Raw genomic sequence first — 14,817 nt, 5'->3', positions numbered from 1 at the left:
TCCAGGGAAGCGTCGGCGCCCAGGCCGGCCTGCCGCACCACCTCCGCGCCGGTGCCGCGGGCCAGCACCGTGCCGTAGGCGATGTACACCAACTCGTCGCAGCGCTCGGCCTCGTCCATGTAGTGCGTGGAGACGAGCACCGTCATGCCTTCCTGCGCCAGCCGGTGGATCTCGTCCCAGAACTCGCGCCGGGCCTTCGGGTCGACGCCGGCCGTGGGCTCGTCCAGCAGCAGCAGGCGGGGCGCGTGGATCAGGCAGGCGGCGAGCGCCAGTCGCTGCTTCCAGCCGCCCGAAAGCGTGCCCGCGAGCTGCCGCTGCCGCTCCACCAGCCCCAGGCGGGCCAGCGCCTGGTCCACGGCCTCGGTCCGGCGCTCGAGTTCGAACAGCCGCGCGATGAAGTCCAGGTTCTCGCGGATCGAGAGGTCCTCGTAGAGGCCGAACTTCTGCGTCATGTAGCCCGACTGCCGCTTGATCGCGCGCGACTCGCGCAGCACGTCCAGGCCCAGGCAGGTGCCTTCGCCCGCGTCGGGCTTCAGCAGCCCGCACAGCATGCGGATGGTGGTCGTCTTGCCGCTGCCGTTGGGGCCGAGGAAGCCGCAGATGCGGCCGGTGGCGACCTGCAGGGCGACGTCGTCGACCACGGCGCGCCCGTCGTAGCGCTTCGTCAGGCCGCGCACGTCGATCGCCAGCGCGGTCACTGGAGTACCTTCGTGCTGCGCACTCCGGTATTCGCGCTTGGGGCGGCCCGGCGCGCTCATGGCGCCGCTGCCTTCGCGGCGCGCCGCACGTCCAGCGGCTGGCCCGGGCGCAGCCGCGCCGCGTCCGCCCCGTTCACCGGCCGCGCCTCGACCAGGAACACCAGCTTGCTGCGCTGCGCGTTGGAGTAGATCACCGGCGGCGTGTATTCGGGCTGGGTGGCGATGAAGCTCACCCGCGCCTCGATGGGCTTGCCGCAGCCGTCGCAGGAGAGCTGGACCGCCTGCCCGAAGGCGATGCCCGCCAGTTCCGGCTCCGGCACGTAGAAGCGCGCCTTGATGTTGCCGGGCGGCAGCAGGGCCACGACGGGCGCCCCCGCCTGCACGAATTCGCCCTGCCGGAAGAAGGTGTCGCTGACCACGCCGGCGGCGGGGGCCGCCTGGCGCTTCTGCTGCTCGCGCCATTCGTTCTGCCGCAGGACCTGGCGCGCCGCCTCGACCTGCGCGTCGGCCGCGGCGCGCTCGTCGGTCCGCGACGGCAGGTTGGCGACCCGCAGCGCCGCCTCCAGCTCGCTCACGCGGCCCTGCGCCTCTTCCGCGGCCGCGCGCGCGGCATCCACTTCCAGCCGGGAGATCGCGCCGCTGTCGGCGATCGGCGCCTTGCGCGCGAGCTCGCGCCGCGCCAGCGCCAGCTGGGACCGCGCCTGCGCGAGCTGCGCTTCCTGCACGGCGAGTTCGGCCGGGCGCTTGCCCTTGTCGGTGTTCGCCGCCTGGAAACGCGCGGCGGCCAGCCGCGCCTGCGCCTCGGCGCGAGCGGCCTCCTCCGACTGCGCCTCCAGCGCGAACAGCGCGTCGCCGCGCGCGACCTGCTGGCCCGACGCCACCTGCAGGCTCGCCAGCGTGCCGGCCAGCGGCGCGGCCACGTAGACGTAGTCGCCTTCGGCGTAGCCGGACCAGGCGGGTTCCGGCGCGCGGTCGCAGGCCGCGAGCAGGGCGGCGGCGCAGGCGAGGGTCCATGCGGGCTTCATCCGGTTCCCCTTTGCAGTGCCGCCAGCGCGAGCTCCACGCGCTGCGCGATGGCCTCGTCGCTGGTGACCTGGCGCTTCAGCTGGCGGCCGATGAGGGCCGGGGCGATCCGCAGCCGCGCGACGTGGGGCACGACCACCAGCGGCAGCGCCACCGCGCCCATGGTGAAGACGAAGCGCTGCAGCTTCGGCAGCGGCGCCAGCACGCCGGCCGCTTCGGCCTCGTTCATCAGCGCGACCAGCAGGCGGAGGTGGCGCGGGGCATTGGCGCGCAGGAACTCCGCCGCCACGGCGTCGCCGCCGCTCGCATCGGCGAAGACGCGGCCCAGCATGGCCTCGTGGTCGCGCACGAAGGTCGCGAGGAACAGCAGCGCCTGGCGCAGGCGTTCCAGGGGCGGGCCCTCGTGGTGCACGCGCTCGGCGAGCGGGCCGAACATCTCCTCGTAGTACTGCTGCAGCAGCTCGCGCAGGAAGTCGTCCTTGGAGCGGAAGTGGTAGTGGAACATGCCCACGTTCACGCCCGCGTGCTCCGTCAGCGCCCGCACGGAGAGCCCGGCGCCGCCGCGCGCGGGATACAGCAGCCTGCCGCTGCGCAGCAGCGCCTGCTCGATGTTGCGGCCGGGACGGGCCATGGCGGCATTATTGGTCGCGTGACCAATAATGTGCAAGGGGCGCTCGTGCGGCACATCCCTCCCCGGGCGGGGGAGGGAGGAAGATCACACCTCCGCGATCAGCTCGATCTCCACGCAGGCGCCCATCGGGATCTGCGCCACCCCGAAGGCGCTGCGCGCGTGCGCGCCCTTGTCGCCGAACACCTGGCCGAACAGCTCGCTGGCGCCGTTCGTGACCAGGTGCTGCTCCGTGAAGTCCGGCGAGGAGTTCACCAGGCTCATGACCTTGACGATGCGCTTGACCTGGTCCAGGTCGCCGACGGCGGCGTGCAGCGTGCCCAGGAGATCGACCGCGATCGCCCGCGCCGCCTGCTTCCCTTCCTCCGTCTGAATCGTCTTGCCGAGCTGGCCGACCCAGGCCTTGCCGTCCTTCTTCGCGATGTGGCCGGAGATGAAGACGAGATTGCCCGTACGGACGAAAGGCACATAGGCCGCCGCTGGTGTCGCCACCGGCGGCAGCGTGATGTTCAGTTCCTTCAGCTTGTCGTAGACGCCCATGATCTGCTCCTTCGGTGAATGCCGGATTCTAGGGAGCCGGTCTGGCGCCGGGGCGGCGTTTCTCCGGGTTTCGGGGCGGATGAGGGCCTGACGACAAACAGGACGAAGCCATGAGCCCGGTACTGGCCCGCCATGGCTCCATGACGAAGCCCCTCCGAGGCGCTACGGCGCGGCGCCTGCCGCCGGCGTGACCGTCACGGCCACGCGCAGGGTGTGGTTGGCGCCGCCGTGGATCACGCCGCGCACCGGCGACACGTCGCCGTAGTCGCGGCCGAAGGCGAGCGTCACGTAGTCCTCGCCGGCGGCGCGGTCGTTGGTGGGATCGAGATCGACCCACTGGCCGGGGCCTTCCGCCGCCGGCAGGTACACCGAGACCCAGGCATGCGAGGCATCGCTGCCCACCAGCCGGGGCTGCCCCGGCGGCGGCTCGGTGAGCAGGTAGCCGCTGACGTAGCGGCCGGGCAGGCCCAGGCTGCGCAGGCAGCCGAGCATCACCTGCGCGAGGTCCTGGCAGACGCCCTTGCGCAGGGCCAGCGCCTGCAGCGCCGGCGTGTTGACGTCGGTGGCGGTGGTCTCGTATTCGAAGTCCGCGTGGATGCGCTGCGTCAGTTCGCGCGCTGCCTCCAGCAGGGGGCGCCCCGGCGCGAAACTGGGCCGGGCGTAGTCGGCGAAGGCGTCGTCGCGCGGCACGGAGGGCGAGGCGAAGGCGAATTCGGCGGCGGGGTCGTAGCGGCTCGCGCGGTGGTAGCGCATGCGCTCCACCGCCTGCTCCCAGGGCAGGCTGGCGGCCGGCACGGCCTGCGCCGAGGTGGCGACCAGGCTGTCGGCCACCACCCGCAGGGCCTCGTGCGAGAACTGCAGGCTGAAGAAGCTGCGCGTGTTGCCGTACACGTCGATCCATTCGCTGCTGCGCGCGGGTGCCGGTTCGATGGCAAGCCGGTGGCGCAGGACCTGCTGCGTGGCCGTGGTGGCCGGCTTCAGGTGCGCCATGTGCTGCGCCGTGCGCACCGCGGGCACGTAGTCGTAGGCGGTTTCGTGCAGGACGTGCAGCAGCATGGCCTCAGGCGCCGACCGAGGTGCGGGCGTCGGTCGAGTGCGCGAAGTAGCGCGCGGCGAGCTCGTCGGAGAGCCGGTAGGAGGCGTCGATGCACTGCTGCAGCAGCTCGGTCGTCGCGGGGTAGCGGCCCGAGGCGTCGCGCTGGCACAGGCCCTCCAGGTTCCAGGACTCGGGGTCGGGCACGGGCATGGCCACGGCGGTCGGTTCGCCGGGGGCGGCGCCGGCCAGCTTCGCCAGCCGGCCGCGCAGCGTCTGCGCGACCCAGCCCAGCGCGCGCGGGTTCTCGCGGTCCAGCACCAGCAGGTCCAGCAGGGCCGGGATGTCGTGGCGTTGCTGGTACTGCGCGTGGAAGGTGATCGTGCTGTCGAACAGCGCCACCACCGCCTCGTAGCCGCCTTCGTCGAACAGGGCGCCGGTCCCGAAGCCGCTGGCGAGCGCCTGCGCGAGGAAGGCCAGGCGCTCCAGGTGGCGGCCGATGGACAGCAGCCGCCAGCCGTCGTCGCGCGTCATGCGGTCGGTCTGCGCCCCGGTCATGGCGGCCGTGTGGGCCGACAGCCTCTCCAGCACCCGCAGCGCCTCGACCGAGGAGTATTCGCCCCCGCTGGCGAGCGCTTCGCAGCCGATGCGGAACTCCTGCTCCGCCCGCACGATCTGGTTCCACTGTTCGATGGAGATCCGCTCGCGCACGGCCGACGCGGCGGCGCGGACGGCGCGCAGGTTGAAGCCGACGCTTGTGGCGTCGTCGCGGTCGCCCAGCGCCGCGACCAGGGAGCGCTCGAAGACCCGCCGGCCCTGCCGCGCCGCCGGCACGCCGGCGAGCACGAGCCCGTTGGCCACCGCGAGCTCGCGCAGCCAGGCCACCAGCGGCGCGGAGTTCTGGTCCTCGCCATTGAGGCTCTCGATCGCGAGCCGCGCGAGGCGCGCCGTGTTCTCCGTGCGCTCGGTGTAGCGCCCGAGCCAGAACAGGTGCTCCGCCGCACGGCTGGTGACGGTGCGGCTGCGGTGCGCCGTGTCGATGGCGGGCTGGTCGTGGTGCAGCAGGGTGGTCGGATCGACCTCGCCCTCGGTGAGCACCCAGGTGTCGGCACTGCTGCCGCCGCGCTGCATGGAGGCGATCTCGGTGTCGCTGGTGGCGATGCGCGTGAGTCCGCCGGGCAGCACGCGCCAGCCGTTCGCGCCGTCGGACAACGCGAACACGCGCAGCAGCATGGAGCGCGGCACGATGTGGTCGCCCGAGCGCGCGCTCTTCCAGGTGGGCATCTGCGACAGGCGGATGTAGCTCTGGATGGTGTGCCGGTCCGGATCGCGCAGGATCCGCCCGGCGTATTCGTCCAGCTCGCGGCGCGAAAGGTTCTTGCCCAGGATGGCCGCGGCGCCGGCGCCGCCGAGGGTCTCCTTGATCACGCACTGCGGCAGTTGCGGCAGGGCGGCGGCCATGGCGGCGCGTTCGCCGCACCACCAGGTCGGGAGCGAGGGCAGCTGCAGTTCCGCGCCCAGCAACTGCCGGCTCAGGGCCGGCAGGAAGCCGAGCAGCGCCGGCGATTCGAGCATGCCCGAGCCCGGGCAGTTGGCCACCAGCACGTTGCCGGCGCGGACCGCCTGCAGCAGGCCCGGCACGCCCAGGTGCGAATCGGGGCGCAGCTCCAGCGGGTCGAGGAATTCGTCGTCGAGCCGCTTGAGCACGCCGTGGACCGGTTCCAGCCCCTTCAGCGTCTTCAGGTACAGGCGCTCGTCGCGCACGGTCAGGTCGCTGCCCTCGACCAGGGTGAGGCCCAGGTAGCGCGCCAGGTAGGCGTGCTCGAAGTAGGTTTCGTTGTAGGGCCCCGGCGTCAGCAGCACGATGCGCGGCTCGGCGGCATCCATCGCGCGGCCCATCGCCGTGAGGCTTTCCAGCAGCGCCCGGTAGGCGCCGGCCAGGCGCTGCACCTTCAGGTCGCGGAAGGCCTCGGGGAACAGGCGCGAGATGGCCAGGCGGTTCTCCAGCAGGTAGCCGAGCCCCGACGGGGCCTGGGTGCGCTGCGTCAGCACCCACCAGTTGCCGGTGGGGTCGCGCGCCAGGTCGAAGGCGGCGATGTGCAGGCGGCGGCCGCCGGCCGGCTGCACTCCGTGCATCGGCCGCAGGTAGCCGGGATGGCCCTGCACCAGCGCGGGCGGCAGCAGGTTGGACTTCAGCAGTTCCTGGGGCCCGTAGAGGTCTTCCAGCACGCGTTCCAGCAGGCCCACGCGCTGCAGCACGCCGGCCTCGATGCGCTGCCAGGTGGCGGACGGGATGATCAGCGGGAACAGGTCCAGCGACCAGGGCCGCTGCGGGCCGTTGGCATCGGCGTAGACGTTGTAGGTGACGCCGTTGTCGCGGACCTGGCGCTGCAGGTCGATGGTGCGCCGATTGAGGTCGCCGAAGCCTTCGCGGCCCAGGTTCTCGAAGAAGCGGGCCCAGGGCCGCGTGGGCAGGGCGTGCGCGCCCACCACGGCGGCATGGGCCGCGGTGTCGGGCAGCGGGGCGGAGATGCCGCCGCGCAGTTCGTCGTAGTGGCCGGGCGCGGCCGGGGGCGCCAGCGCCGCGGCGAGCGCGGCGGGCGTCTCCTCGGCCTGCAGGCCGAACAGGGAATCCTTGGGCGAGTCCACGACCGGTCCATTCTCCACCAGCCGGGCCGTGCCTGCTGGCGGCTCCTACCCCACCGCGACGACCAGCGCCGGGTCGAAGCGCGCGTTCTCCTGCACCCCTTCGCGCACGTAGCCGCGCGGGTTGCACAGCACGCGCGTGCCGCCCACGCGGTAGTCGAAGCTGTCGTGCGTGTGGCCATGCACCCAGAGGTCCACGCCCTCCAGCAGGTATTCGGCATCGGAGGCGAAGCACAGGTTGACGGCCGATCCGGCGAAGCGCGGATGGATGCTGCGCACGGAGGGCGCGTGGTGGCTGATCACCACGGTGGGGCCCGCATGCGGGTGCGCCAGCCGCTCCCGCAGCCACCGCGAATGGCGGCGGAACAGGGCGGCGCAGTCGTCCGCGCGCAGCAGTGCCTCCTCGCCTTCGCGCAGGCGGATGCGGGAGAAGTCGCGCATGAAGCTGGTGGCGGCGCGCTCCGCCGCCTCCTGCTGCGGCAGGTCGGGCAGGCGGAACTCGGTCCACAGGGTGGTGCCGAGGATGCGCACGCCATCGAGCACGAGTTCGTCGTCGTGCAGCAGGCGCACCGGCGTGCCTTCGGTGAGCGCGCGCAGTTCGGCGATGCGTCCCTCGAGGCTGCCGCCGTAGAACTCGTGGTTGCCCGGCACGTACAGCACCGGCTTGCCGAGCGCGCCGGCCCAGGCCACGGCCTCGCGGGGCCGGGCGATGTCGCCGGCCAGCACGACGAGGTCGGCGTCGGTGGCGGGCAGGTCCATCCCCGCCTGGCTCAGGTGCAGGTCGGAGACGACGTGGAGCGTGAGCGCCATGTCAGGCCGGGGGCCGGCGCAGGTCCAGCGTGAACGGGAATTCGCGGCTGCCCGTGAGTTCCACCGTCGCGGGCGGCACCTCCATGCGACCCGGCGAGTGCCCCATGCGGAAGAAACGCGCCAGCCGCCGGCTCTCCGCCTCGTAGGCGTTGACGGGGAAGGTGACGTAGTTGCGCCCGCCCGGGTGGGCGACGTGGTACTGGCAGCCCGCGACGGAGCGGTGCATCCAGGTGTCGACCAGGTCGAAGGTGAGCGGCGCGTGCACGCCGATGGTGGGATGCATGGCCGAGGGCGGCTGCCAGGCACGGTAGCGCACGCCGGCGACGAATTCGCCCGCCGTGCCGGTGGACTGCAGGGGCACCGGCCGGCCGTTGACGGTGACGACGTAGCGGCTCTCGTTCAGCCCGGTGACCTTGACCTCGATGCGCTCCAGCGAAGAATCGACGTAGCGCACCGTTCCGCCGGTGGCGCCCTCCTCGCCCATCACGTGCCAGGGCTCCAGCGCGTTGCGCAGCGTCACCTCCATGCCGAGCGCCTGCAGGGTGCCGGCGACCGGGAAGCGGAATTCGAAGTGCGGCGCGAACCAGTGCGGATCGAAGTCGAAGCCGGCCTGCCGCAGCTCGGCGAGCACGTCCTGCAGGTCCAGCCAGATGAAGGAGGGCAGCAGCCAGCGATCGTGCAGCTCGGTGCCCCAGCGGGTGACCGGCGCGCGGTAGCTGTCCTTCCAGAAGCGCGCCACCAGGGCGCGCAGCAGCAGCTGCTGCACCACGCTCATGCGGGCGTGCGGCGGCATCTCGAAGGCGCGCAGTTCCAGCAGGCCCAGGCGGCCCGTGGCGCTGTCCGGCGAGTACATCTTGTCGATGCAGAACTCGCTGCGGTGCGTGTTGCCGGTGACGTCGATCAGGATGTTGCGCAGCGTGCGGTCCACCAGCCAGGGCGGCATGGCGTCGCCCTGGAGCTTCCGGTTGCGCTCGATCTCCTTCAGCGCGATCTCCAGCTCGTAGAGCTGGTCGTTGCGCGCTTCGTCCACGCGCGGCGCCTGGCTGGTCGGGCCGATGAACAGGCCGCTGAACAGGTAACTGAGGCTGGGGTGGTTGTGCCAGTACAGCAGCAGGCTGGCGAGCAGTTCGGGCTGGCGCAGGAAGGGCGAGTCGGCAGGCGTCGCGCCCCCCAGCACGAAGTGGTTGCCGCCGCCGGTGCCGGTGTGGCGGCCGTCGGTCATGAACTTCTCGGCCGAGAGCCGGCTCTCGAAGGCGGCCTGGTACAGGAACTCGGTGTGCTGCACCAGCTCGCCCCAGTCGTGCGCCGGGTGGATGTTCACCTCGATCACGCCGGGGTCGGGGGTGACCTGCAGGATCTTCAGGCGCGGGTCGCGCGGCGGCGGGTAGCCTTCCAGCACGATCTGCAGCTCGAGCTCCTCCGCCGTCGCCTCCACGGCGGCGAGCAGTTCCAGGTAGTCCTCCAGGCGCGCCAGCGGCGGCATGAACACGTACAGCACGCCGCTCTGGCCGCCGTGCTCGCGCTCGGCCCTCGGGCCATTGGCGCGCTGGGGGTCGCGCACCTCCACGCACAGCGCCGTGCGGGTGAGCCAGTGGGCGGACTCGAAGCGGTCCGGCGCGCGGGCGGGCTCGGCGGGCCTGCCGTCCGGTGCGGCGCCGGGACCTGTCGGGGTGGGACGGGTGCCTGCGCCGGGAACGGCACGCCCGTGCCCTCCCGGGCCCGGGAAGTCCTGGAACAGGCGCGGTGCCTCGCCGCGCGCGCTGGCCGGACCCTGCACGTACTGGCCGCGCAGGCCGTCGAAGGCGGGCAGGGGGGCCGCCGGCGCCATCGGGTCGCGCTCGATCAGGTAGGGGTAGTCGGCCTCGCGCACCCACGGCAGGCTTTCCAGCGGCAGCCGGTACCCCATGGGCGAGTCGCCGGGGATCAGGTACAGGCGGTCGTCGCGCAGGAACCAGGGGCCGCTGCTCCAGCGGGCGCCCCGCAGCTTCGGGGCCTCCGGGTCCTCGGCTTCCAGCGGCAGCACGTAGCCGACCACCGAATCGAGTTTCTGCCCGAACACGCGGCGCAGGCGCACGCGTTCGAGTTCGTCGTCGAGCCGGGCGTCGAAGGGATCGACGTTGACCGGCAGCCGTCGCTCGCGCCACAGGTAATAGAAGACGTCCTCGTAGCCGGCCTGCACGAACCGGTCGGTGATCCCCAGCTTGCCGGCCAGGCGCTGGACGAAGCGGCGCGCATCCTCCGGGCCGTGGCGGGCCGGCTGGCGTTCGTCGGCGAACAGCGCCGGATTGCGCCAGCAGGGCTGGCCGTCGGCGCGCCAGCAGATCGACAGGGCCCAGCGGGGCAGCTGCTCGCCCGGATACCATTTGCCCTGGCCGAAGTGCAGGAAGCCGCCCTGGCCGTATTCGGCGCGCAGCCGGTTCACCAGTTCGGTCGCGTAGCCCCTCTTGGTGGGGCCGAGGGCGTCGGTGTTCCATTCGGCCGCGTCGCGGTCGCCCACCGCGACGAAGGTCGGCTCGCCGCCCATGGTCAGGCGCACGTCGCCGGCCTCCAGCGCGCGGTCCACGGTGTCGCCCAGCGCCAGCACCTGCTGCCACTGTTCCTCGGTGTAGGGCATGGTGACGCGCGGCGATTCGTGGATGCGCGTGACCTGCATGTGGTGGCTGAACTCCACCTCGCAGTCTTCCACCATGCCTTCGATCGGCGCGGCGCCGGAAGGCTGCGGCGTGCAGGCGAGCGGGACGTGGCCTTCGCCGGCGAGCAGGCCGGAGGTCGGGTCGAGGCCGATCCACCCTGCACCGGGAAGGTACACCTCGCACCATGCGTGGAGGTCGGTGAAGTCCACTTCGGTGCCACTCGGGCCTTCCAGCGACTTCACGTCCGGCTTCAGCTGGATCAGGTAGCCCGAGACGAAGCGCGCCGCCAGCCCCATCCGGCGCAGCAGCTGCACCAGCAGCCAGCCCGAGTCGCGGCAGGAGCCGCTGGCGAGTTCCAGCGTCTGCTCCGGCGTCTGCACGCCCGGTTCCATGCGGATCAGGTACCGGACGTCGTTCTGCAGCTGCTGGTTGAGCGTGACCAGGAAATCGATGGTGCGCCGCGGGGTCCGGTCGATCTTGTCCAGGTAGGCCTGGACGCGCGGCGTGAGCGGCTCGCAGGCGAGATAGGGCGCCAGTTCCTCGGCGACCTGCGGCTCGTACTTGAAGGGGAAGTTCTCGGCGCCCGGTTCCAGGAAGAAGTCGAAGGGGTTGTAGACCGCCATCTCCACCACGAGGTCGACGGTCACCTTGAAGCCCGTGGTCTTCTCCGGGAAGACCAGGCGCGCCTGGAAATTGGAGAAGGGGTCCTGCTGCCAGTTGATGAAGTGCTTTTCCGGCTCGACCCGCAGGGAGTACGAGATCACCTTGCTGCGGCAGTGCGGCGCGGGTCGCAGGCGCACCACCTGGGGGCCCAGCAACACCGGTCGGTCGTATTTGTAATGAGTGACGTGGTTCAGTGCAGCGTGGATGGACATGGCGCTGCATCGTAGCAACAGCCGGGCCTGCGGAGTTTTCGGGCGCCCTTCGCGCCTCCGCGTGCCCCGGCCGGCGGGCGACGCAGCGGCACGCGTCGCGCCCGTGTGACATTCGCCCTGCGCGCTTGAGCCCGGTCAGATGAGCGGTGGCTGTGGCATGACAAAGTAGACGCGACCCGGTTGTCACAAAACGTACACTGATGGGCAAGGGGTCCAATCAGATGCCACCAGTCCTCGCAGCCCGACTCGCACCGGACGCGCCAGACGCGCCGGGCCGGGTCGACTTCGCCGGGACTTCCCAGCTCGCCTCCGGCCTCGACGGCAGCGCCGCCGACGGCGTGTCCGCGGTGGCGACGATCGTCTATGCGCGCCTGCATCATTTTTCTGCCATCTGCAACGCGCTCGGGCCCGACGAGGCCGCGGCCTTCGTCACCGAAGTGCGGCGGATCCTGACGGATCCGATCGTCAAGCTCCATGGGGAGGTCGGCACGCGCCGCCCGGATTCCATCCTGGCCGTCTTCGGCAACAAGCCGGAGGACCGGAAGCCGAATCACGCGCAACGCGGCCTGCATGCGGCCATCCTGCTGGTGCACGAGGTGGTGCAACTGGCGCAGGCCATCGCGGCGCGCACGGAATTGGCGCACCTGCCCAGCCTCACGCTGGGCGCGGGCGTGCACCTGGGGGTGGCCGACCTGTCGCGGCGCACCAACGGCAAGGTGCACGCGGCCGGCGAGGCGGTCGAAGTCGCCCGCCTGCTCGAAGTCACGGCGATGGACCTGAACTGGAGCATCGCGACCTCCGCCGGAACCAGCGTGGCGGCGCAAGGGCGCGCCGAGAACGGCCGCATCGGCTCCGTGGGCCTGCCGGACAACAGTTTCCTGGACATCGTGGAAGTCGCCGGCCTGGTGCCGCGCCGCGGCTCGCACACGCCGCCGGAGGTGTTCCACAAGCTGCGGGATTCGCTGCAGGTCAACCAGCATGCGCGCCGGCGCACCGCCGCCCCCGCGGCCGTGCCCAACGCACCGGTCTCGGGCACGCACCTGCTGATCGAGGGCTACCACGTGCTGCGCAAGATCGGCGAGGGCGGCATGGCCTCCATCTACCTCGCCCAGCCGGCCGAAGGCGGGCCGCCGCAGGTGCTGAAGGTCATGCGGCTGGACCAGGGCCTGGAGGGCGACGCCCTGCAGCGCTTCATCCAGGAATACGCGCTGCTGGCGCAGATCCACCACCCGAACGTGGCGCGCATCCACCGCCAGGACTTCTCGGTGGCGCATGCCTACATCGCGATGGAGTACTTCCCGCGCGGCGACCTGCGTTCGCGCATGCGCCAGGGTCCCATCGCTCCGAGCACGGCGCTCTCGTACCTCAAGCAGGCCGCGGCCGGCCTGGGTGCGATCCACCAGGTGGGGATCGTGCACCGGGACATGAAGCCCGACAACCTGATGCTGCGCCAGGACGGCAGCCTCGCGCTGGCGGATTTCGGGGTGGCCAAGCAGGTGTCGATGAAGATCACCGAAACCGGGGACGGCGACATCGTCGGCACGCCTTACTACCTGAGCCCGGAGCAGGCGCTCGGCCACCCGGTGGACGCGCGCAGCGACATCTACAGCCTGGGCGTGATGGCCCACGAGCTGCTCACGGGCCGCAAGCCGTACCACGCCAGTTCCGCGCAGGAGCTGCTGCGCATGCACGTGCAGGAGCCGGTGCCGCTGCTGCCGCCCGACCACGCGCACCTGCAGGCCGTGATGGAAGGCCTGATGGCCAAGGACCACGAGCTGCGCTATCCGTCGGCGCAAGCCCTGCTCGACGACCTGGCCCGGATGGGTCTGTGATGGTCCCGAGCTCCTCTGCACCCGGCACCCACGCCCGGCGCGCCGCGCGCGCGACGCAGCCGCCCGGCGCCTTCGCGCCCCACATCCCCGGCTTCCAGCTGCTGCGCCAGGTGGGCCGCGGCCGCCACGCCGCCGCCTGGCTGGCGTGGGACGAGGCCGGGGAGCGCGAAGTGGTGCTGAAGCTGCAGCCCGCCGGCGACGGCGCGCTGATGCGCGAGTACGCCATGGCGGTCCGCCTGGACGGCCCGCACGTCGTGAAGGTGTTCGGCTGCGGCGAAGCCGGCGGCCAGGGCTGGCTCGCGATGGAACACCTGCCGGGGGGCAACCTTCGCCGCCTGATCGGGCAGGGCAACACCGCCCCCGAGGCCCTGCACCTGCTGCGGCAGGCCGCCGAGGCGGTGGCCCAACTGCATCGCCGCGGCCTGGTGCACCGCGACGTCAAGCCGGACAACCTGCTGCTGCGCGCCACCGGCGAACTGGTGCTGGCCGACTTCGGCCTGGTGACGTCCGTGGGCGCGCCGGACCCGCGCGCGCAGCCCGGCGCCCTGGTCGGCACGCCGCGCTACGTCGCCCCGGAACAGCTCGAGGGCGCCTGCGCCGCGCCCGCCGCCGACGTCTACAGCCTCGGCGTGCTGCTGCACGAGATGCTCCGTGGCTGCCCCCCCTTCGCCGGCGAGACGCTGATGGAGGTGCTGTCGCAGCACCTCATGGCCCCGCCGCCGCGCCTGCCCGCCGACCTCGCGGGACTGCAGCCGCTGCTCGACCGAATGCTTGCCAAAGAGGTGAATGACCGGCTTCCCGATGCGGACGCCGTACTCGGCCTTCTGGGCCAGAGGTGGTTACCGTGAATGTGAATGAACAATACCTGGTCGACGTGATCGGCTTCAACGCGGTGGAGCGATCGATGCTCGCGAGCATCTTCGCCCTCGGCGCGCGGCGCGATCCCGGCTTCTTGCAGTACGACCCTGCCGCCACCGTCAGCGGATCGGCCGACATCTACCTCGTGGATGCCGAGAACCCCGAGGCGCTGAACGAATTCAAGATGCTGAGCCGCCGCGCCAACCTGCCGGCGGTGTTGATCGGCGCCGCCGCCGACAGCCTCGGCTTCCCGATGCTGCCGCGGCCGCTGCAGTGGGCCCGGCTGCTGCAGGCGCTGGAGGAGACCGTGATGGCCTCCGGCACCTCCGCCGCGGGGCACAAGCGCGACGACGAGGACGGCACGCTGCCCCTGGGCCACACGTTCTCGGCCAGCAGCGCCGGCCGCACCGGTGCGCCGCACAGCGGGGGCTTCGAGGGCGCCGCCGCGCAGAAGCGCGCCGCCGGCGACACCGTGCTGGTGGTCGACGACAACGCCTCGGTGCGCATGTTCATGAAGGCCAAGCTCGCGCCCTTCCAGTTCGAGGTGGACTTCGCCGAGACGGGCGAGGAGGCCGTCGGCCTCACGGGCCAGCGCGAATACGCCTGCGTGTTCCTCGACGTGGTGCTGCCCGGCATCGACGGCTACCACGTCTGCAAGGCGATCAAGGCCAACAAGCACGCCATCAAGAAGACCGCGGTGGTGATGCTCACCAGCCGCAGCTCGCCGTTCGACAAGCTGCGCGGCTCGCTCGCGGGCTGCGACGAGTACCTGACCAAGCCCCTCGACGAGGACCGCCTCCTCGAGGTGATCGCCAAATTCCTTCCCAGCAGTCGCAAGCGCGAGCGTTCCGGAGCAACGAAAAAATGAGCAAATCTATCCTGGTGGTGGACGACACCCGTTCGATGCGCGCGATGGTGGCGGCGGTGCTGGAAGGCGCCGGGTATCAGGTCGCCCAGGCCGGCGACGGCGTCGAGGCCCTGGAACTGGCGCGCCAGCGCGTCTTCGACCTCGTGGTGACCGACCACAACATGCCGCGCATGGACGGCGTGACCCTGGTGCGCGAGCTGCGCCAGCTGCCCAACTACGACCCGGTGGCGCTGATCGTGCTGTCCACCGAAGCGAGCCCCGAGCTGAAGCAGAAGGGCCGCGAGGCCGGCGCCACGGGCTGGATGGCCAAGCCCTTCGACCCGCAGCGCATGCTGGACATCGTCGGCAAGTTCATCTGACGGGACCGGCAGGG

At 71.7% G+C, this 14,817-nt stretch carries 11 protein-coding genes and 1 pseudogene; 4 read left to right on the top strand and 8 right to left on the bottom strand.

Annotated features, from left to right (window positions below; all coding sequences use genetic code 11):
- Positions 1–35: 35 nt before the first annotated feature.
- The 8 genes and pseudogenes from JJ685_RS04230 to JJ685_RS04195 form a co-directional block, all read right to left on the bottom strand.
- A pseudogene (locus JJ685_RS04230) lies at positions 36–758 on the bottom strand (ABC transporter ATP-binding protein); the annotation flags it as partial.
- Entirely contained in the window at positions 755–1,723 is a 969-nt protein-coding gene (locus JJ685_RS04225) for an HlyD family secretion protein (RefSeq protein WP_201672945.1), read from the bottom strand. The pseudogene JJ685_RS04230 and the gene JJ685_RS04225, both read right to left, overlap by 4 nt.
- Positions 1,720–2,352, bottom strand: coding sequence for a TetR/AcrR family transcriptional regulator (locus JJ685_RS04220; protein WP_201672944.1), 633 nt, complete (start codon positions 2,350–2,352; stop codon positions 1,720–1,722). Before JJ685_RS04220 ends, JJ685_RS04225 begins: the two co-directional genes overlap by 4 nt.
- An 84-nt stretch (positions 2,353–2,436) precedes the next feature.
- The gene (locus JJ685_RS04215) at positions 2,437–2,889 is read right to left on the bottom strand and encodes a RidA family protein (RefSeq protein ID WP_201672943.1); all 453 of its coding nucleotides are present in this window, start codon (positions 2,887–2,889) and stop codon (positions 2,437–2,439) included.
- Positions 2,890–3,051: 162 nt separating this feature from the next.
- Positions 3,052–3,945, bottom strand: coding sequence for a transglutaminase family protein (locus JJ685_RS04210; protein WP_201672942.1), 894 nt, complete (start codon positions 3,943–3,945; stop codon positions 3,052–3,054).
- A 4-nt stretch (positions 3,946–3,949) separates the two neighbouring features.
- A complete protein-coding gene (locus tag JJ685_RS04205) occupies positions 3,950–6,571 on the bottom strand; it encodes a circularly permuted type 2 ATP-grasp protein (RefSeq protein WP_201672941.1) in 2,622 nt (873 codons plus the stop codon).
- Positions 6,572–6,616: 45 nt separating this feature from the next.
- On the bottom strand, positions 6,617–7,378 hold the full coding sequence (locus tag JJ685_RS04200; RefSeq protein ID WP_201672940.1) for a metallophosphoesterase: 762 nt from the start codon (positions 7,376–7,378) through the stop codon (positions 6,617–6,619).
- 1 nt (position 7,379) lies between these two features.
- On the bottom strand, positions 7,380–10,886 hold the full coding sequence (locus JJ685_RS04195) for a transglutaminase family protein (protein WP_201672939.1): 3,507 nt from the start codon (positions 10,884–10,886) through the stop codon (positions 7,380–7,382).
- A 221-nt stretch (positions 10,887–11,107) separates the two neighbouring features.
- On the opposite strand from JJ685_RS04195, the gene JJ685_RS04190 reads away from it, so the two are divergent.
- From JJ685_RS04190 to JJ685_RS04175, 4 genes are read left to right on the top strand one after another with little or no spacing between them, the layout of a single operon-like run.
- Positions 11,108–12,718, top strand: a complete 1,611-nt coding sequence (locus JJ685_RS04190; protein ID WP_201672938.1) for a protein kinase domain-containing protein — start codon at positions 11,108–11,110, stop codon at positions 12,716–12,718.
- Entirely contained in the window at positions 12,718–13,566 is an 849-nt protein-coding gene (locus JJ685_RS04185; protein WP_201672937.1) for a serine/threonine-protein kinase, read from the top strand. The genes JJ685_RS04190 and JJ685_RS04185 overlap by 1 nt, the downstream gene beginning before the upstream one ends.
- Complete coding sequence (locus JJ685_RS30210; protein WP_201672936.1) at positions 13,563–14,444, top strand: response regulator; 882 nt, start codon at positions 13,563–13,565, stop codon at positions 14,442–14,444. Before JJ685_RS04185 ends, JJ685_RS30210 begins: the two co-directional genes overlap by 4 nt.
- Positions 14,441–14,803: a response regulator gene (locus tag JJ685_RS04175; RefSeq protein WP_201672935.1), complete on the top strand. Its 363-nt coding sequence runs from the start codon at positions 14,441–14,443 to the stop codon at positions 14,801–14,803. Before JJ685_RS30210 ends, JJ685_RS04175 begins: the two co-directional genes overlap by 4 nt.
- The last annotated feature ends 14 nt before the right edge of the window (positions 14,804–14,817 follow it).

It is taken from the genome of Ramlibacter monticola (assembly GCF_016722785.1).
Lineage (GTDB): Bacteria > Pseudomonadota > Gammaproteobacteria > Burkholderiales > Burkholderiaceae_C > Ramlibacter > Ramlibacter monticola.
Note: the sequence above shows the minus strand (reverse complement) of the source record. Positions and strands in the feature narration are given on the sequence as shown.

Coding starts and splice junctions, on each gene's coding strand:
- JJ685_RS04190 (WP_201672938.1), top strand. CDS start 11,108: ATGCCACCAGTCCTCGCAGCCCGACTCGCACCGGACGCGCCAGACGCG.
- JJ685_RS04175 (WP_201672935.1), top strand. CDS start 14,441: ATGAGCAAATCTATCCTGGTGGTGGACGACACCCGTTCGATGCGCGCG.
- JJ685_RS04215 (WP_201672943.1), bottom strand. CDS start 2,889: ATGGGCGTCTACGACAAGCTGAAGGAACTGAACATCACGCTGCCGCCG.
- JJ685_RS04225 (WP_201672945.1), bottom strand. CDS start 1,723: ATGAAGCCCGCATGGACCCTCGCCTGCGCCGCCGCCCTGCTCGCGGCC.
- JJ685_RS04185 (WP_201672937.1), top strand. CDS start 12,718: ATGGTCCCGAGCTCCTCTGCACCCGGCACCCACGCCCGGCGCGCCGCG.
- JJ685_RS04200 (WP_201672940.1), bottom strand. CDS start 7,378: ATGGCGCTCACGCTCCACGTCGTCTCCGACCTGCACCTGAGCCAGGCG.
- JJ685_RS04210 (WP_201672942.1), bottom strand. CDS start 3,945: ATGCTGCTGCACGTCCTGCACGAAACCGCCTACGACTACGTGCCCGCG.
- JJ685_RS04220 (WP_201672944.1), bottom strand. CDS start 2,352: ATGGCCCGTCCCGGCCGCAACATCGAGCAGGCGCTGCTGCGCAGCGGC.
- JJ685_RS04195 (WP_201672939.1), bottom strand. CDS start 10,886: ATGTCCATCCACGCTGCACTGAACCACGTCACTCATTACAAATACGAC.